Origin of the sequence: Klebsiella sp. RCJ4 (genome assembly GCF_009025755.1) — a bacterium.
Lineage (GTDB): Bacteria > Pseudomonadota > Gammaproteobacteria > Enterobacterales > Enterobacteriaceae > Klebsiella > Klebsiella michiganensis.
The window spans coordinates 201,239-216,005 of record NZ_WCIN01000029.1 but is presented as its reverse complement, the minus strand read 5'-3'; the positions used below and the strand labels follow the sequence as shown (position 1 = coordinate 216,005).

Sequence of the window (14,767 nt, the reverse complement as noted above, 5' to 3'; positions counted from 1 at the left end):
CTAGCACGCGTCATCCGTCGAGGCACCCCCTGTAAACGGCCAGTTAAATTCGCCGATGAGCGACAGCGGGTAGCGCGGATCCTGCTGATAGCTGCGAATGCTCTCGGCAACCAGTTGAGAACGCAGGTTTGTTGCGTTAAGAATTTCCTCAGCTCTGAGCCACAGGCAGCGATCGATATCGCTATCATGGGGCTCGGTGACGCACGTATCGTTAAGCTCGATAGTAAAGAGGAAGCGCAAAAACGGGGTGCGATCCGGGGCTATCCACTGATGCAGGCGAAGAAAGTGCTGCGGCGTCGCGCGAATGCCGGTCTCTTCCCAGAGCTCGCGCTCTGCGGCCTGAACCAGGGTTTCGTCGGCTTCGAGGTGACCTGCAGGCTGGTTCCACAGCGCTTTTCCGTTGATCGTTTCTTCAACAACGAGGAATTTGCCTTTCGCGTGAACCACGCAGGCGACGGTGACGTGCGGCTTAAACATTGGTTTTCCTTATGGATGCGGTGAGTCGGTTTTACGCCATTCGCCGTTGGCCAGGCCATCCAGCGTATAGCCGCCCATCGCGTAGCGAATCAGGCGCAGCGTCGGAAAGCCGACGTGGGCGGTCATCCGCCGTACCTGGCGGTTGCGTCCCTCATAGAGGGTGATTTTCAGCCAGCTGGTGGGGATAGATTTGCGCTCGCGGATGGGCGGATTCCGCGGCCACAGCCACTCTGGTTCCGCAACCCGCTCAACGCCGGCGGGCAGAGTAGGGCCGTCATTAAGCGTGACGCCGTCGCGGAGCGCGGCCAGCGCGTCCGCCGTGGGTTCACCTTCCACCTGAACATAATAAATTTTACCGGTGCGCTTACCCGGTTGAGTGAGCGCCGCCTGCAGCGCGCCGTCGTTGGTCATTACCAGCAGGCCTTCGCTATCGCGATCCAACCGACCGGCAGCGTAGACGCCGGCAACCGGAATAAAATCTTTTAGCGTGCTGCGTCCGGCTTCATCGGTAAATTGCGGCAATACATCGTATGGTTTATTGAACAAGATCACAGTTTTTGGCTGGCGTTCTTTGCGTTGTCTGGTGACTTGTTGCGTGCTGAATCGCTCAACGCGATGTTTTCTAAATGAAGTTTTTTGCATGGTATTTTCAGACTCAATCAATTGCCGCATTATAGCCTAATTACGAATGCCTTTCATGGATGCAAACATTCAGGTAGTATTGACATGCTCATTACAACTTATTAACAAAAAGGTTGCTCAAACCGATTCGCATTACAGGAAGGCGACACGGACGCGAAATCTCCGGTTAGCGGGATATTCCGATGACGGGAGTGGGCGAGTAAAGCCAACGCCCGGCTAGCGTGAAGAGGGAAGAGCAGAACCAGAAGCGCTCGAAGGAGAGGTTAATGGAAAGCAAAGTAGTAGTTCCGGCGGAAGGTCAAAAAATCACCCTGCAAAACGGCAAGCTGAACGTCCCTAATAACCCGATTATCCCGTTCATCGAAGGTGATGGTATCGGCGTTGACGTGACTCCGGCGATGCTGAAAGTGGTTGATGCTGCCGTTGAGAAAGCCTATAAGGGCGAGCGTAAAATTTCCTGGATGGAAGTTTACACCGGTGAAAAATCGACCCAGGTTTATGGCCAGGATGTCTGGCTGCCTGCCGAAACTCTTGATCTGATTCGTGAATATCGTGTTGCTATCAAAGGCCCTCTGACCACCCCAGTCGGCGGCGGCATCCGTTCTCTGAACGTTGCTCTGCGTCAGGAACTGGACCTCTACGTTTGCCTGCGCCCGGTTCGTTATTATCAGGGTACCCCGAGCCCGGTTAAGCATCCTGAACTGACCGATATGGTTATCTTCCGCGAAAACTCTGAAGACATCTACGCCGGTATCGAGTGGAAAGCCGATTCTGCTGAAGCAGATAAAGTGATCAAATTCCTGCGCGATGAAATGGGCGTGAAGAAAATTCGCTTCCCGGAACATTGCGGTATCGGCATCAAGCCGTGCTCTGAAGAAGGCACTAAACGCCTGGTTCGCGCCGCCATCGAATACGCTATCACCAACGATCGCGATTCTCTGACTCTGGTGCACAAAGGCAACATCATGAAATTCACCGAAGGCGCGTTCAAAGACTGGGGTTACCAGCTGGCACGCGAAGAGTTCGGCGGTGAGCTGATTGACGGCGGCCCGTGGCTGAAGATTAAAAACCCGAACACCGGGAAAGAGATCGTCGTTAAAGACGTTATCGCCGACGCCTTCCTGCAGCAGATCCTGCTGCGTCCGGCGGAATACGATGTTATCGCCTGTATGAACCTGAACGGTGACTATATCTCTGACGCCCTGGCGGCGCAGGTTGGCGGTATCGGTATTGCCCCGGGTGCGAACATCGGTGACGAGTGCGCGCTGTTTGAAGCCACCCACGGTACTGCGCCGAAATATGCCGGCCAGGACAAAGTGAACCCAGGTTCCATCATCCTGTCCGCTGAGATGATGCTGCGCCACATGCAGTGGTTCGAAGCGGCAGACCTGATCGTTAAAGGCACCGAAGGCGCAATCGCCGCTAAGACCGTGACCTATGACTTTGAACGTCTGATGGAAGGCGCTAAGCTGCTGAAATGTTCAGAGTTTGGCGACGCGATTATCGCGAACATGTAATCCAGTCTCTGGGTTAAACAAAAACGGGAGCCGATGGGTTCCCGTTTTTTTATTCTCCGGGGGGAATCGCGTCCGTTACGCGGGTCTAAAAGGAGGGGTATAGCGGTCTCTCGTCCAGTTTTACGCGGTGGTGTGACTGTCGACTCAATCCGCCTTCAACATCCCAAAGCTCACAATTCTCGACCGCCCCAGCTCTTTTGCCCGGTAGAGCGCTGCGTCAGCCGCGCGCAGCAGGCTATCGCTTTGCGTATGCTGCGGGTAGCTGGCGATGCCGATGGAAACATCGATCTGACCAATTTCAGCCAGGCCATAGCGTAGCGTCAGCAGTTGGACGCTGTGATAGATGTCGGTCGCGCAGGCCATCGCGGCCTCTTCATCGGTTCCGCCCAGCAATACCAGGAACTCTTCGCCGCCATAGCGGAAGGCCATCCCAATATCGCGCACCGCACGTTGAATAATCGCCGCGACGTTTTTAATGACCAGATCGCCCGCTTCGTGACCATAACTATCATTAATCGCCTTAAAGTGATCGATATCGATCATCAGGCAGCTCAGCGGCGTACCGTTGCGTACCGCCAGATTTATTTGGGTATGCAGAGCGTCCTCCAGGTGGTGGCGGTTACGCAGGCCGGTTAATGAATCAAACAGCGCCTTTTCCAGCAGCGCATTGCGTAAACGCTGGTTCGCCAGCGCCAGACCCAGGGCTTCGGCCATCAGTTCAAGATAGGCGCGGGACGGGGCGGTCGCGGAGGTGACGTTGCTGAAGGAGAGCAGACCAATCGCTTCTCCTTGCGCAATCAGCGGCACGCATAGCGACCGTTGAGCCTGCGATTCCGACAGGTGATAGCAGGCGATATCCGGCTCACCGTTGACCGGCGGATGGCTCAGCCCGCGCCGCACGGCCCAGCAGTTATCCGGATGGAAGACGTCGGCTTCAAGCGGCGGAGAAAGCCACTGCGCCACGCAGCGCATCTGCCAGGGATCGGTATCGAGAATATACAGCCGGCCCGGGATCTCCGGGGCGATATTTGGCGCGAACAGTTCGGCAACCTTGATCACATCCTCGAACGATTCGCAGCCCTGCAAGCGCTGGGTCATCCTCGCCAGCAGCTCGCGGACCGCCCAGTCCGCATCGCGCTCTTGTTCCAGCCGCTGCCGCGCCAGCCCGTTCTCGCGAAAGATACGAATGGCCTGGGCCATATCGCCAATTTCATCAATCTGGGTAAACTGCGGCGTCTCAACCGCATAATCCTGCGATGCCAGCCGCTGCACCACGTCGCTCAGGCGAACGACGGGATAGAGCACCCGCCTCTTAAGAATAAACCCCAGCACAAACAGGAACATCAGCGCGGTGAGCCCAACCATGATCTCAGAAAGCGTACGCCAGATCCGTGATTTCTCCGTAGCCTCGGCAATGGTTTTATTTACCCGGCCTTCGAGCATCAGGCGAAAGTGATCGAGCTGCGTCTGGACCCGCTCGAGCTCCTGCTCATAGGCAGCGCCGTAAAGCAGGCTGACCGCCGCTTTTTCTTCTCCCCTGGCAACCTGCGCCAGCGCCGTTAGCTGTTCATCCTGAAGTTCATCGGCTATCTGTAAACCCTCGCGCAGCAGCGCCAGCTCTTCAGCGGTTGCGCCACTGTCTTTCAGCTTTTCCAGACGATGTTCAATGGCGGCGGTGGCCTGGGCTTGCTGCCGGTACTCCTGCAGCACATCCTGATTTTTTTGAATGATGTAAAGTCGCGCGAGATCGGAAAGCTCCCAGGCGCCGCTTTCTACTTCTTCGCTTAGCTGGTCAAACGCCTGGCGTTGTTCGACGGCGCGGCGTTCGGCATTATCCGCACTTGAGGCCATCAGCATGGCGATGCCTGAGGCGAGGGTCAGGGCGACGGTGATCCCGTAGGCCCAGTTAGTCATGGTGGCGATTCTCACCGGATATTCCTTGCGTGCAGATGAATTAATTATTTTTTTATCGTCACACTCCGGCTTCACCGGAAAAAAAGCGGTGATTACGGGTGCAGCGTGTGAGTAATAATAGCGTGCAGCGCTTCGGCATGGTGATGCAAAATGCGGTACACGTCTTTATCCAGCGCGCCATTTATAACATCACTCTCTATCAGCTGTAACGCTTGCTGACGGCTCATTCCGGGGCGATAGGGGCGGTCTTCGGTAAGCGCGGTGAAAATATCCGCGATGGCGATAATCCGATCCGGGAGCTGCAGGTAATGCTCATTGAGATGAAGCGGATAGCCGCTGCCATCCAGCTTTTCATGATGATTCGCGGCCCAGTTAATTATTTCGCCGAGTTCGCTGAAGGTGCTAAGAATTTCGCCGGTCATATAGCTATGTTCCCGCACCTGAAGCAGCTCTTCGTCATTCAGTTCGCCCTGTTTCTCCAGGATTTTCAGCGGAATGTGTACTTTGCCAATATCGTGTAAATAGCCGGCAATCTCAATTTTCTTACACTCCATCTCCGGCAGATTCATATAAGCGGCGAGGGTGCGCGAAATTCGCCCGACCTTCAGACTATGGCTGGCGGTGAAGCTGCTGTAGGTATCGACGATTTTGGCAATTAACAGGCAGATATCTTTCAGACCGTCGATATCGATATAAACATGGTTGATAGGGCCGATGATCTCCAGCATTCGCTGAATATGTCCGGGATTGAGGTGCAGCCAAAAATGCTCTTTTTGTGCGAGCTGGCACAAAGTCTGGCACAGCGGCGGATCTATCGCCTGGTAAAGCGCGCGAAATTTACCAATAATCATATCGGTTTGAAAGGTTGTCGCGTGCTTATCGCCAGCAAGCAGGCGTTCAAACACGTCGGCGAAATAGACGATATGCTGTTCGAGGCTGCCTTTGTGGTGTGGGCTAAAATGGTGATCGCGGATAATCGGCAGGATGGGGGCCAGGGTCGCTAACCCGGCCAGCATTTCTGCTCCCCGGTGCTGATGCGGATCGTTGAGGTTATCGATGGCGTTCAGCGAGGAGAACACTCGTTTATCGCCCAGAACGCCAATGTCGTGCAGCAGCGCGGCGCAAAAGATCGTCTGCTGCTGCTGACGCGAGAGCCCTGACGCCTGCGCAAGCTCCAGCGCGATCAGCGCCGTTCGTTGCATATGCAGGTGTAATTCAGGGTTAATAATTTGTATGACGCGGGTGGTAAGCATCAATGCTGATTTTAAGGCGATATTATGCATCGTTTTTCTCCATCGCATTACCCGCACCGTTTTGCTCTATTTCGTTGATAGCGATGCCGACATGACAAAATAGATTGAATAAGTCCATTCGGGTTTCGCATTTTTATCCTGCCCATTTTTAGCGCGTCCCTGCACCAAAGTAGCGCTCCGGGCGAAGTAAAAATCCTTTTTTGTCCGATAGTTAATCATTTTTACCGAGTAAAATACATTAAATCCTGGCAAGCCGTTTGCATTCTCTCTGCGCGAATTTATTTAATATCTATTTTGGGATGAGTCATGATGAATTTTAGAGCATTACTGGCAATTACGTTACTGGCGATAAGCGCTTTCGCCTCGAGTGAGACGCGTCTGCCGCATATCGTAATCCTCGCGACCGGAGGGACGATTGCCGGTTCAGCGGCCAGCAATACCCAGACTACCGGGTACAAAGCCGGCGCGATTGGCGTACAGACGCTGATTAATGCCGTGCCTGAGATGAGCAAAGTCGCACGCGTTGACGGCGAGCAGGTCGCTAATATCGGCAGCGAAAATATGACCAGCGACATCATTCTCAAACTGTCAAAGCGCGTCAATGAACTGCTGGCCCGCGATGATGTGGACGGCGTAGTGATTACCCATGGTACCGACACCCTGGACGAGACGCCTTATTTCCTCAACCTGACGGTAAAAAGCAATAAGCCGGTCGTTTTCACGGCGGCAATGCGTCCGGCCACGGCCATCAGCGCCGACGGTCCGATGAATCTGCTGGAAGCGGTGACCGTGGCGGCCGACCCGGAAGCGAAGGGCCGCGGCGTGATGGTGGTGCTTAATGACCGCATCGGCGCGGCGCGTTTTGTCACTAAGACCAACGCCACGACGCTGGATACCTTCAAGGCGCCGGAGGAGGGCTATCTGGGCGTTATCGTGAGCGGCAAACCGCAGTTCGAAACTCGCGTGGATAAAATTCACACCGTGCGTTCGGTTTTTGACGTCCGCAATCTTAACGCGCTACCGAAAGTGGTCATTATTTATGGCTACCAGGATGACCCTGAATATATGTATGACGCGGCGATCGCGCACCATGCCGACGGGATTATCTATGCGGGCACCGGCGCGGGGTCGGTCTCCGTACGCAGCGCGGCGGGGATCGAAAAGGCGGAAAAAGCCGGTATCGTGGTGGTTCGCGCCTCGCGTACCGGCAGCGGCGTCGTGCCGGTTGATGACGGCCAGCCTGGGCTGGTAGCCGACTCGCTCAACCCGGCAAAAGCGCGCATCCTGCTGATGACGGCGCTGACGCAAACGAAAAATCCGCAGGTGATCCAGCAATACTTCCACACCTACTGATCAACTTCGGGTAGGGCGCAGCGCGCCTTACCCGGGTTATTTCACCACGCACATCGGGCGCTGCGACACCGGCTCCGGGTGAATCTCCGCCTCCAGGTGAAAAATCTCCCGTAGCATCTCCGGCGTCAGTACCGTTTCCGCCAGGCCCTGAGCCTGCACCTGGCCCCCTTCAAGCACCACCAGATGGTCGCAGTAGCGACTGGCCTGGTTCAGGTCGTGCAGTACGGTGACCACGGTCTTGCCCATCGTCTGCAGCTCGCGCATCAGCGTCATTAGCGCCACCTGATGATGAATATCCAGCCAGGTCGTTGGCTCATCGAGCAGCACCAGCGGCGTATCCTGCGCCAGCAGCAGCGCCAGAAAAGCCCGCTGCCGCTGGCCGCCGGAAAGGGCGGTCAGCGGTCGTTCCGCCAGCGCAGCGATGCCGGTTCGTTGTAGCGCGCTGTCGACCTGCTGTCGATCCTGCGCGGAAAGCCGCCCCCACAGCGGTAGCCACGGACTCCGGCCGTAGCCGACCAGCTCGCGTACGGTGACGCCTTCCGGAACGTGATGCTGCTGCGGCAGCAGCGCCAGTCGCCGCGCCAGCTGTCGGGCGGAGAGGCGGTTTAAGGGGACATCATCGAGCCAGACCTCGCCGGCGATGGGCGTCAGGAGGCGAGAGAAACACTTCAGCAGCGTTGATTTACCGCAGCCGTTTGGCCCCAGCAGCGCGGTAATTTTCCCGCCCGGTAGCGTCAGATCGAGATTGTTGATAACGCGCTTGCCGCCATAGCCAGCGGTTAGCTTTTCTATTCGCAGTTCCATTTAACGCATTCTCACAAGAAGCCAGATAAACCAGGGGGCGCCGATAATCGCCGTCAGCACGCCTGCCGGCAGCTCAAGCGGCGGATGCAGCGTTCGCGCCAGCAGATCGGCGAGCAGCAGAACCAGTCCGCCCGTGAGCGCAGAGAGCGGCAATAAACGGCGATGGCGGCCGCCGAAGAGGCGACGCACAAGATGCGGCACCACAAGGCTGATAAAGGCGACAGGACCGCAGACCGCGACGCCGATCGACGCGAGGGCCACCGCCAGCGTTAAGCCGTAGCCGTTAAGCCAGCGTACGTTGACGCCGAGCGTTCCCGCGCGCTCATGGCCTAGCGCCAGCAGGTCGAGATCGTGACTGAGGGCGAAGCTTAAGGGCAGCAAAATCGCCAGCAGGGGCAGGACGATGATGACGAATGCGCCGTCTCTGGCCCACAGGCTTCCGGTCAGCCACAGCAGCGCGTTATTGATCTCCTGCGGCCGCGACAGTAAGAGGTAGTCGGTCACGCTGGCCCAGCAGGCCGACAGCGCGATGCCGGTCAGCGCCAGGCGCATTGGTCGAGAAAAACCGGCAAGGGCGAGCGGTATTACCATCGCCACCATTCCGCCGATAAAGGCCAGCAGCGGCAGCCACTGCAGGGGCAGGGACGGTAAAAACCACAGTGCCGCCACCGAGGTCAGGCTCGCCCCGTGGTTAATGCCCAGAATGTCCGGCGAGGCCAGCGGATTATGCACAATACCCTGAACCAGCGCCCCGGAAACCGCCAGCGCGGCGCCGATAATCAGCGCCAGCACCACGCGCGGCAGGCGATATTGCATAAGGACGTAGTGATACTCGCTGTCCGCATGCCATCCGCTGAGCAGCGCTCGCCACGGCAGCGGGATCGCCCCCATCCGCAGCGAGAACAGGGTTAACAGCGTGAGCGCGAGCCATAAAAACACGATGCGTTGTTTCACCCGCGTCTCCTGACCAGCCAGACAAAACAGGGCCCGCCCGCCAGCGCCAGCACCGCGCCCGCGGGCAGTTCACCCGGCCAGGCCAACGCTCTGGCGAGCATATCCGCCAGCAGCATAAACAGGGCGCCCAGCAGGGCGCTGACCGGCAAAAAAGTACGATGATCGTGACCCGCCCAAAAACGCGCCAGATGCGGGACCAGCAGGCCAACAAAGGCAATCGGTCCGGCGACGCTGACGCTGGCGCCGGTAAGCAGCAACACGGCCGCGTTGATAAGCAGGCGCAGGCGCGGCAAATTCACCCCCAGCGAATGGGCGGCGGTATCGCTGACGTTAAGCAGATTAAGCGCGTTGGCCAGCAGGAATACGCCGGGGGTAATCAGCGCGACAAAAGGGAAAAGCTGCCAGAACTCGGCCCAGCGCACGTGGGAAACGCCGCCCGCAAGCCAGGTAAGAATGCCCCAGGCGCGATCTTCCGCCAGCAGCAGGGTCATTCTGGTCAACGCCATGCATAGCGCCGAGAGAGCAATACCGGCGAGGATCAACCGTTGGCGATCCTGCTGTTGACGCCAGCCGCCGCCGGCGCTCATCACCAGCAGCCAGCTTATTCCGCCGCCGCAGGCGGCAATCAGCGCCAGCGAAAAGCCCGCCAGCGGTGCCGGACTGAATGCGCTGGTCAGCGCCATCGCCAGCGCCGCGCCGCTATTAATGCCGAGCAGTGAAGGCGATGCCAGCGGGTTATGGGTAAGCGTTTGTAATAACGCCCCCGACATTGCCAGCGAGGCGCCGAGCATTACCGCCACCAGGCTGCGGGGCAGGCGCAGATTAAGCACCAGCGCCTCCGCAAGCGAAGGAGACTCAGGCGCCAGCAGGGCGTGAAGGGCGTTGAGCGGCGAAATCGGGATGGGCGAATAGCAGAACAGGCTCAGCCAGAACAGGCCGCTGAGGGCCAGCAGCGGCCATCCCCAGATAAAAAACGCGCGACGGAACGGTTTCATGGCGTGATATCAACCGCCCGGTGGTGGACAATTTTAACCATATCGCTGGCAATACGCTCGGCGGCGAAGATCCCGCGCATCCGCGCCCAGCTGTTGCTGTCGACGGCGGCGACCTGCCCTTTCTGCTCGGCCTGCAGCATTGGCCACAGGGAGTCCTGCTGCCATTTTTTCACGATACTTTCAGTACGGTAATGAGCGACCAGCAGCCATTGCGGATTCAGGGCCAGCAGCTGTTCGAAATTTATCGCCGCCATCGGCGCGCCGCCGATTGGCGGCGGAACCTTCAGGCCAAGCGCCGTCAGCACGCTACCGGTATAAGTTTGCGTTGAGTGAAGATTAAACTGCTGTTCGCGAGAGGTGCCAAACAGCACGCTGGCGCCAGCCGGCAGCTGTCGGGAAAACGCCGCCATTTTTTGCCGATGCAGCGCCAGACGCTGCTGCATCTCCTTATCCTTACCCACTACTTTGCCGATAATCGCCGCTGACTGCAGGTTCTCCTCCCAGGTTTCATTGCGCGATTTCAACAGCAGCACCGGGGCAATTTGCCTCAGGGCGGCGTAAATTCCGGCATGGCGACTGCTATCGGCGACGATCAGATCGGGATGCAGCGCGCTGATGGCCTCCAGTGAAGGCTGGGCGCGGGTGCCCACCGACTGCCAGGGCTTCAGACGTGCGCGTACGTCCGCCAGAATACGCGACGGATCGTTGTCATCGGCCACGCCTGTCGGGCTAACGTCAACCGCCGCCAGCGCGTCGACAAAGGAGAGTTCAAGCACGACGATGCGCTGCGGCGTTTTATCAAGCGTAAAGCGACCGCGCTCATCCTGTACGGTGGCGGCAAAGAGCGGGCCCGCCAGAAACAGCAGGCTGAAAATACACAGACGAACAAGGCTAAACATTATTCACTCCAGCTTGCCGGACAGGGCGCGAATACCGCTGTCCGGCAACGCTCTATCATCAGAACTTCATTGATCCTTGCAGGTACAGCGTGCGCGGCTGACCGGCGTAAAGCCCTTTGTTGTTATCGTCGTACGAGCGGGTGTAATACGCATGGTCGAAGATGTTTTTCACCCCCAGCGCGAGGTTGAGATTGGCCATCTGCGGGCCAAAGTCATAGGCCACGCGAGCGCCCCACAGCATATAGCCGGGAATGCGGCCGGTACTGCCATCGGCGCTTTCGGCAACGGTATTGGCGTTATCGGCAAACTGGCTCGACTGGAAGTCGCCGTTGAGGTTAAACGTCCAGCTGCCGGGCTTGTAATCGACGCCAAAGGTGCCTTTGTGCTTCGGCGAGAAGGGAACCTGGTTACCGTAGGTATCGCCTTTCTCGCGAATTTCAGCATTGACGTACGCATAGCTGGCGTAGACAGAGAGATTATCAAGCGCGGGTGAAAGCTCGCCGAGGGCGTAACGGGTTTGCGCTTCCAGGCCGCTATGACGCGTTTTACCCCGGGCGGTGACCGTGTCATTGGTCTGGTTGGAATCGTACTGATTGTTGAAGTTAATCAGGAACAGCCCCATCTCTGCGGTCAGCGCGCCGTCGTCGTAGCGGGTGCCGACTTCCCAGGTTCGCGCTTTTTCCGGTTCCACATTGCCGCTTTGCACAGCCTTGCCAATCTGGCTGTACTGTACGGTGCCGAATGAGCCTTCTGTGTTGGCATAAAGATTCCAGCTGTCGGTGAGGTGATAAAGAACATTCAGCGCCGGGAGCGGGGCGTTATAGCTGACCCGTTCGCGGGTGCCCAGCAGATTATTGTCCTGATAAGACTCAATGTGCTCAAAGCGCATACCTGGCGTAATCGTCCAGTTGCCGATATCCACGCGATCGTCGATATACCAGGCGTGGGCTTCGGTGCCGGAACGGGTATCGCGATCGTACGGGCTGGCGGTGCTGGGCAGCTCGCCGCTGGTGGTCGCGGTGTAGTAACGCATCTCGTGGGTCGATTCGTTGACGTAGCGATAGCCGACGCCGACTTCGTGGGCGGATGGGCCGATCATAAAGCTTTGGCTGTAGCGCGGCTCGATGCCGCGGACCCAATATTCGCGCGGGGAGAGGGTAATGCGCTTACCCTGTTCCAGGTAGCCGCTGCGCAGGGTATGGGTATAGAACCCCTGAATATTAAATTTATGCTGCGCATCCGGCTGGTACTGGTAGCCGAGGCTGGCGAGCTGGCGGCGCCCCCAAAAGCGGTCATAAGGACGCGTGGACTGCCAGCGGTCGGCGTTGTAGTCGGCGCGGGAGAGGCCGCCGGGCATATCGGCTTCGCCGTCATAGTATTGCAGCAGGCTGTTAAAGGTATGGACTTCGTTGGGCGCGTATTTGCTTTTCAGCATCACATCATCAATCCGCGTGGCGCTGTGTTCGCGCCAGTCGCTGCCCCGGGTGCCGGAGTAAAGCAGGGCGGATCCGAAACCGTTGTCCGCCGTGCCGCCGATCGCGAGGTTATGCGTCTCTTTCGGGTTGTTTTGCGAAGAGGTGGGGCTGAGCTGCCCTTCAATGCCGCCCTGAATGCCAAAATCCTCGGGGATGGCGCGGGTGACGAAGTTCACCACGCCGCCGACGCTCTGCGGCCCGTAGCGTACCGCGCCGCCGCCGCGCACGACATCGATGGCGTCCATATTGCCGAGCGAGACCGGCGCCAGCGAAAGCTGCGGCTGGCCGTAGGGGGCAAAGGGAACCGGGATACCGTCCATCAGCACCGTGGAACGGCTGGCAAGCCGCGGGTTGAGGCCACGAATACCGAAGTTCATCGCCAGGTCGTGACTGCCGGTGCCGGTATTTTCCGGCGCGTTGACGCCAGGGATCCGGTTCAGCACTTCGCGCATCGTGGCGGCGCCGGTTTTGGCGAAATCCTCCCGACGGATCACGTCGCGGGCGCCGGCGTGCTCAAAGACATCATTTTCGCGCGCGTCGCCAAGCCAGTCCCCGACGACGGTGAGGGTGGATTCTGCAGTGACGGGCGTGGGATCCAGCTCCAGGGTCCAGACATTCTTGCCCAGCGGCTTGAGCCGTAATCCGCTGCCGTTCAGCAGCCTGCGTAAACCCTCTTCGGTTTCAAAGCTGCCGTGCAGGCCCGGGCTATGCTTGCCGCGTGTCAGGCTGGCGTCGGCGGAAAGCGTGATACCGCTGCGGGCGGCATATTGGTTCAGGGCGTGGTCTAACTCCCCGGCGGTAATATCATACTGCGCGGCGGCGAATACCGGCGCGGCGGCCAGCCCCGCTAGCGGCAGCAGGCTTAAACGGATTGCCATCACCAGAGGCATCGGTTTGCGTAAAACGCGTAAAGGCGTCATCTCTTCTCCACCATCGTTTTTGGTTATATTCATCAGATAAGTCGAACGAGCAGGGGAAAAGGGACAATGGAGAATGAGAATTTTTTCGATTTTTTTTCTCAGGCCGGAACGAGCGTGACCCAGTAGCGGGTGACAGACCGCAATGTAATCGGCAGCGTTTGCGCGATAACCTGCAGAATGGCATCAGGATCGCCCAGCGGAAAGGTGCCGCTCAGGCGTAAATCGGCCACGGCGGGATCGCAGCGCAGCACCCCGGAGCGATAGCGGGCGAGGGTTTCGACCACTTCGCTCAGCGGGGCGTCGCGGAAGGTCAGCACGCCCCGGATCCAGCTATCCTCGTCGCCGTTGAGCTTAACCAGGGCGGCGAAGCGATCGCGGGTAAACCACAGGCTTTCCCCGGCGTTAACGCGTTGGGCGCTGCCGGACGGTAAAACCACTTCTACGGCATGCTGCTGTACCGCCAGCCGGGTGCCGCCGGCAAACTGACGGACGGTGAATTCGGTCCCGAGCGCGGTGAGAGTGCCTTCCCGCGTTTGGACCCGGAAAGGCCGCTGCCGGCTGTCGTGAGCGGTCCTGATGGCGATTTCGCCGTAGCGTAAATGAACCATGCGCTGCCGCGCGTCAAAACGGACGTCGGCGGCACTTTCGCTATTCAGCGTCAGCAGCGAACCGTCGGCAAGCCGCTGCGGGCGCGGTATCCCTTTCGCCGTCCGGTAGTCGGCGCGGAGGCCCTCCGCCAGCTCGGACTCCCAGAGCCGCCAGCTGCCTCCGGCCGCCAGCAAAAGCATCAGCCCTTTCAGCACGTGGCGACGCGCCAGACGGCTATCGTGAAGAGCACGTCTGGCCAGCCCGCCCGGCAGTAGCCCCATCTGCTGACGCAGATTTTCTACCTGCTGCCACGCCCACTGATTTTCGTTGTTTTGCTCATACCACTGCTGCCAGCGGGCCTCCTGCTGCGGACTGACGCGCCCATCGCTGAGGACCGCGTACCAGTGCGAGGCGGAACGCAGCGCCTGACGACGGGATTCGCTTAGCGTCGGTTTCACAGGCCATTCTCCAGACGGAACAGCAGGCAGTGCTCGGTGGCTTTCGCGATATATTTCTTAACCGAACTGACGGAAACCGCCAGGCGACTGGCGATATCGGCGTAGGTCAGCCCTTCAAGCTGCGAGAGCAAAAACGCTTCCCGGGCTTTTGCGTTAAGCCCGTCCAGCATGGCATCAATCTGCTGTAACAGTTCGAGCTGGCTCTGCCGTAGCTCCGGTGAGGGAGAGAGCTCTGGCGGTAGCTGAGAGAGCATGTCGAGCCAGGCGCGCTCCAGGGCGTTGCGGCGGAACAGGTCGATCATCACCCGTTTGGCAATCGTGCAGAGAAAAGATTTTGGATCGCGAATCGTCAACAGCGACTCGCCGGCCATAATTCGGACAAAGGTGTCCTGCGCTACGTCGTCGGCGTCATAAGCGGATTGCAGCTTATGGGTAAGCCATTTTTTCAGCCAGCCATGATGGTCGCTATAGAGCGAGGCAAGCGTCAGCGGAGAGGCGATGGCGGAAGAAGGTGACAT

At 58.5% G+C, this 14,767-nt stretch carries 13 protein-coding genes; 2 read left to right on the top strand and 11 right to left on the bottom strand.

Annotated elements, in window-relative coordinates:
• Positions 1-477 (bottom strand): NUDIX domain-containing protein, encoded by a 477-nt coding sequence (locus F8562_RS10730; RefSeq protein ID WP_014838108.1) that lies wholly within the window; start codon positions 475-477, stop codon positions 1-3.
• Between the two features lie 9 nt (positions 478-486).
• Positions 487-1,149: a 23S rRNA pseudouridine(2457) synthase RluE gene (rluE, locus tag F8562_RS10725; RefSeq protein WP_038423232.1), complete on the bottom strand. Its 663-nt coding sequence runs from the start codon at positions 1,147-1,149 to the stop codon at positions 487-489.
• A gap of 236 nt (positions 1,150-1,385) precedes the next feature.
• Here rluE and icd point away from each other — a divergent pair, with 236 nt between their 5' ends.
• On the top strand, positions 1,386-2,636 hold the full coding sequence (icd, locus tag F8562_RS10720) for an NADP-dependent isocitrate dehydrogenase (RefSeq protein WP_004131480.1): 1,251 nt from the start codon (positions 1,386-1,388) through the stop codon (positions 2,634-2,636).
• A 144-nt stretch (positions 2,637-2,780) separates the two neighbouring features.
• On the opposite strand, the gene F8562_RS10715 is transcribed toward icd, so the two are convergent.
• Entirely contained in the window at positions 2,781-4,565 is a 1,785-nt protein-coding gene (locus F8562_RS10715; protein WP_014838162.1) for a sensor domain-containing diguanylate cyclase, read from the bottom strand.
• Between the two features lie 77 nt (positions 4,566-4,642).
• Entirely contained in the window at positions 4,643-5,833 is a 1,191-nt protein-coding gene (locus F8562_RS10710; RefSeq protein WP_014228927.1) for an HD-GYP domain-containing protein, read from the bottom strand.
• A gap of 279 nt (positions 5,834-6,112) precedes the next feature.
• Here F8562_RS10710 and fraE point away from each other — a divergent pair, with 279 nt between their 5' ends.
• On the top strand, positions 6,113-7,156 hold the full coding sequence (fraE, locus tag F8562_RS10705) for a fructose-asparagine asparaginase (RefSeq protein ID WP_009653379.1): 1,044 nt from the start codon (positions 6,113-6,115) through the stop codon (positions 7,154-7,156).
• A 36-nt stretch (positions 7,157-7,192) separates the two neighbouring features.
• Here fraE and fecE read toward each other — a convergent pair whose 3' ends face one another.
• From fecE to fecI, 7 genes are all read right to left on the bottom strand, one after another.
• The gene (gene fecE, locus F8562_RS10700) at positions 7,193-7,960 is read right to left on the bottom strand and encodes a Fe(3+) dicitrate ABC transporter ATP-binding protein FecE (protein WP_042944913.1); all 768 of its coding nucleotides are present in this window, start codon (positions 7,958-7,960) and stop codon (positions 7,193-7,195) included.
• A complete protein-coding gene (gene fecD / locus F8562_RS10695) occupies positions 7,961-8,914 on the bottom strand; it encodes a Fe(3+) dicitrate ABC transporter permease subunit FecD (RefSeq protein WP_014838165.1) in 954 nt (317 codons plus the stop codon). It lies immediately after the preceding gene.
• A complete protein-coding gene (fecC, locus tag F8562_RS10690; protein ID WP_014228931.1) occupies positions 8,911-9,909 on the bottom strand; it encodes an iron-dicitrate ABC transporter permease FecC in 999 nt (332 codons plus the stop codon). Before fecC ends, fecD begins: the two co-directional genes overlap by 4 nt.
• Positions 9,906-10,808, bottom strand: coding sequence for a Fe(3+) dicitrate ABC transporter substrate-binding protein FecB (locus F8562_RS10685; RefSeq protein WP_014838166.1), 903 nt, complete (start codon positions 10,806-10,808; stop codon positions 9,906-9,908). The genes fecC and F8562_RS10685 overlap by 4 nt, the downstream gene beginning before the upstream one ends.
• Positions 10,809-10,866: 58 nt before the next feature.
• Positions 10,867-13,203: a TonB-dependent Fe(3+) dicitrate receptor FecA gene (gene fecA, locus F8562_RS10680; protein WP_032720060.1), complete on the bottom strand. Its 2,337-nt coding sequence runs from the start codon at positions 13,201-13,203 to the stop codon at positions 10,867-10,869.
• A 98-nt stretch (positions 13,204-13,301) separates the two neighbouring features.
• Complete coding sequence (gene fecR / locus F8562_RS10675) at positions 13,302-14,249, bottom strand: ferric citrate uptake sigma factor regulator FecR (RefSeq protein ID WP_014838168.1); 948 nt, start codon at positions 14,247-14,249, stop codon at positions 13,302-13,304.
• Positions 14,246-14,767, bottom strand: a complete 522-nt coding sequence (gene fecI / locus F8562_RS10670) for a ferric citrate uptake sigma factor FecI (protein WP_014838169.1) — start codon at positions 14,765-14,767, stop codon at positions 14,246-14,248. Before fecI ends, fecR begins: the two co-directional genes overlap by 4 nt.

What these genes read in the sequence shown, in the direction of transcription:
- F8562_RS10730 (WP_014838108.1), bottom strand. Translation starts at nt 477, where the DNA reads ATGTTTAAGCCGCACGTCACCGTCGCCTGCGTGGTTCACGCGAAAGGC.
- rluE (WP_038423232.1), bottom strand. Translation starts at nt 1,149, where the DNA reads ATGCGGCAATTGATTGAGTCTGAAAATACCATGCAAAAAACTTCATTT.
- icd (WP_004131480.1), top strand. Translation starts at nt 1,386, where the DNA reads ATGGAAAGCAAAGTAGTAGTTCCGGCGGAAGGTCAAAAAATCACCCTG.
- F8562_RS10710 (WP_014228927.1), bottom strand. Translation starts at nt 5,833, where the DNA reads ATGCATAATATCGCCTTAAAATCAGCATTGATGCTTACCACCCGCGTC.
- fraE (WP_009653379.1), top strand. Translation starts at nt 6,113, where the DNA reads ATGAATTTTAGAGCATTACTGGCAATTACGTTACTGGCGATAAGCGCT.
- fecE (WP_042944913.1), bottom strand. Translation starts at nt 7,960, where the DNA reads ATGGAACTGCGAATAGAAAAGCTAACCGCTGGCTATGGCGGCAAGCGC.
- fecC (WP_014228931.1), bottom strand. Translation starts at nt 9,909, where the DNA reads ATGAAACCGTTCCGTCGCGCGTTTTTTATCTGGGGATGGCCGCTGCTG.
- F8562_RS10685 (WP_014838166.1), bottom strand. Translation starts at nt 10,808, where the DNA reads ATGTTTAGCCTTGTTCGTCTGTGTATTTTCAGCCTGCTGTTTCTGGCG.
- fecA (WP_032720060.1), bottom strand. Translation starts at nt 13,203, where the DNA reads ATGACGCCTTTACGCGTTTTACGCAAACCGATGCCTCTGGTGATGGCA.
- fecI (WP_014838169.1), bottom strand. Translation starts at nt 14,767, where the DNA reads ATGTCACCTTCTTCCGCCATCGCCTCTCCGCTGACGCTTGCCTCGCTC.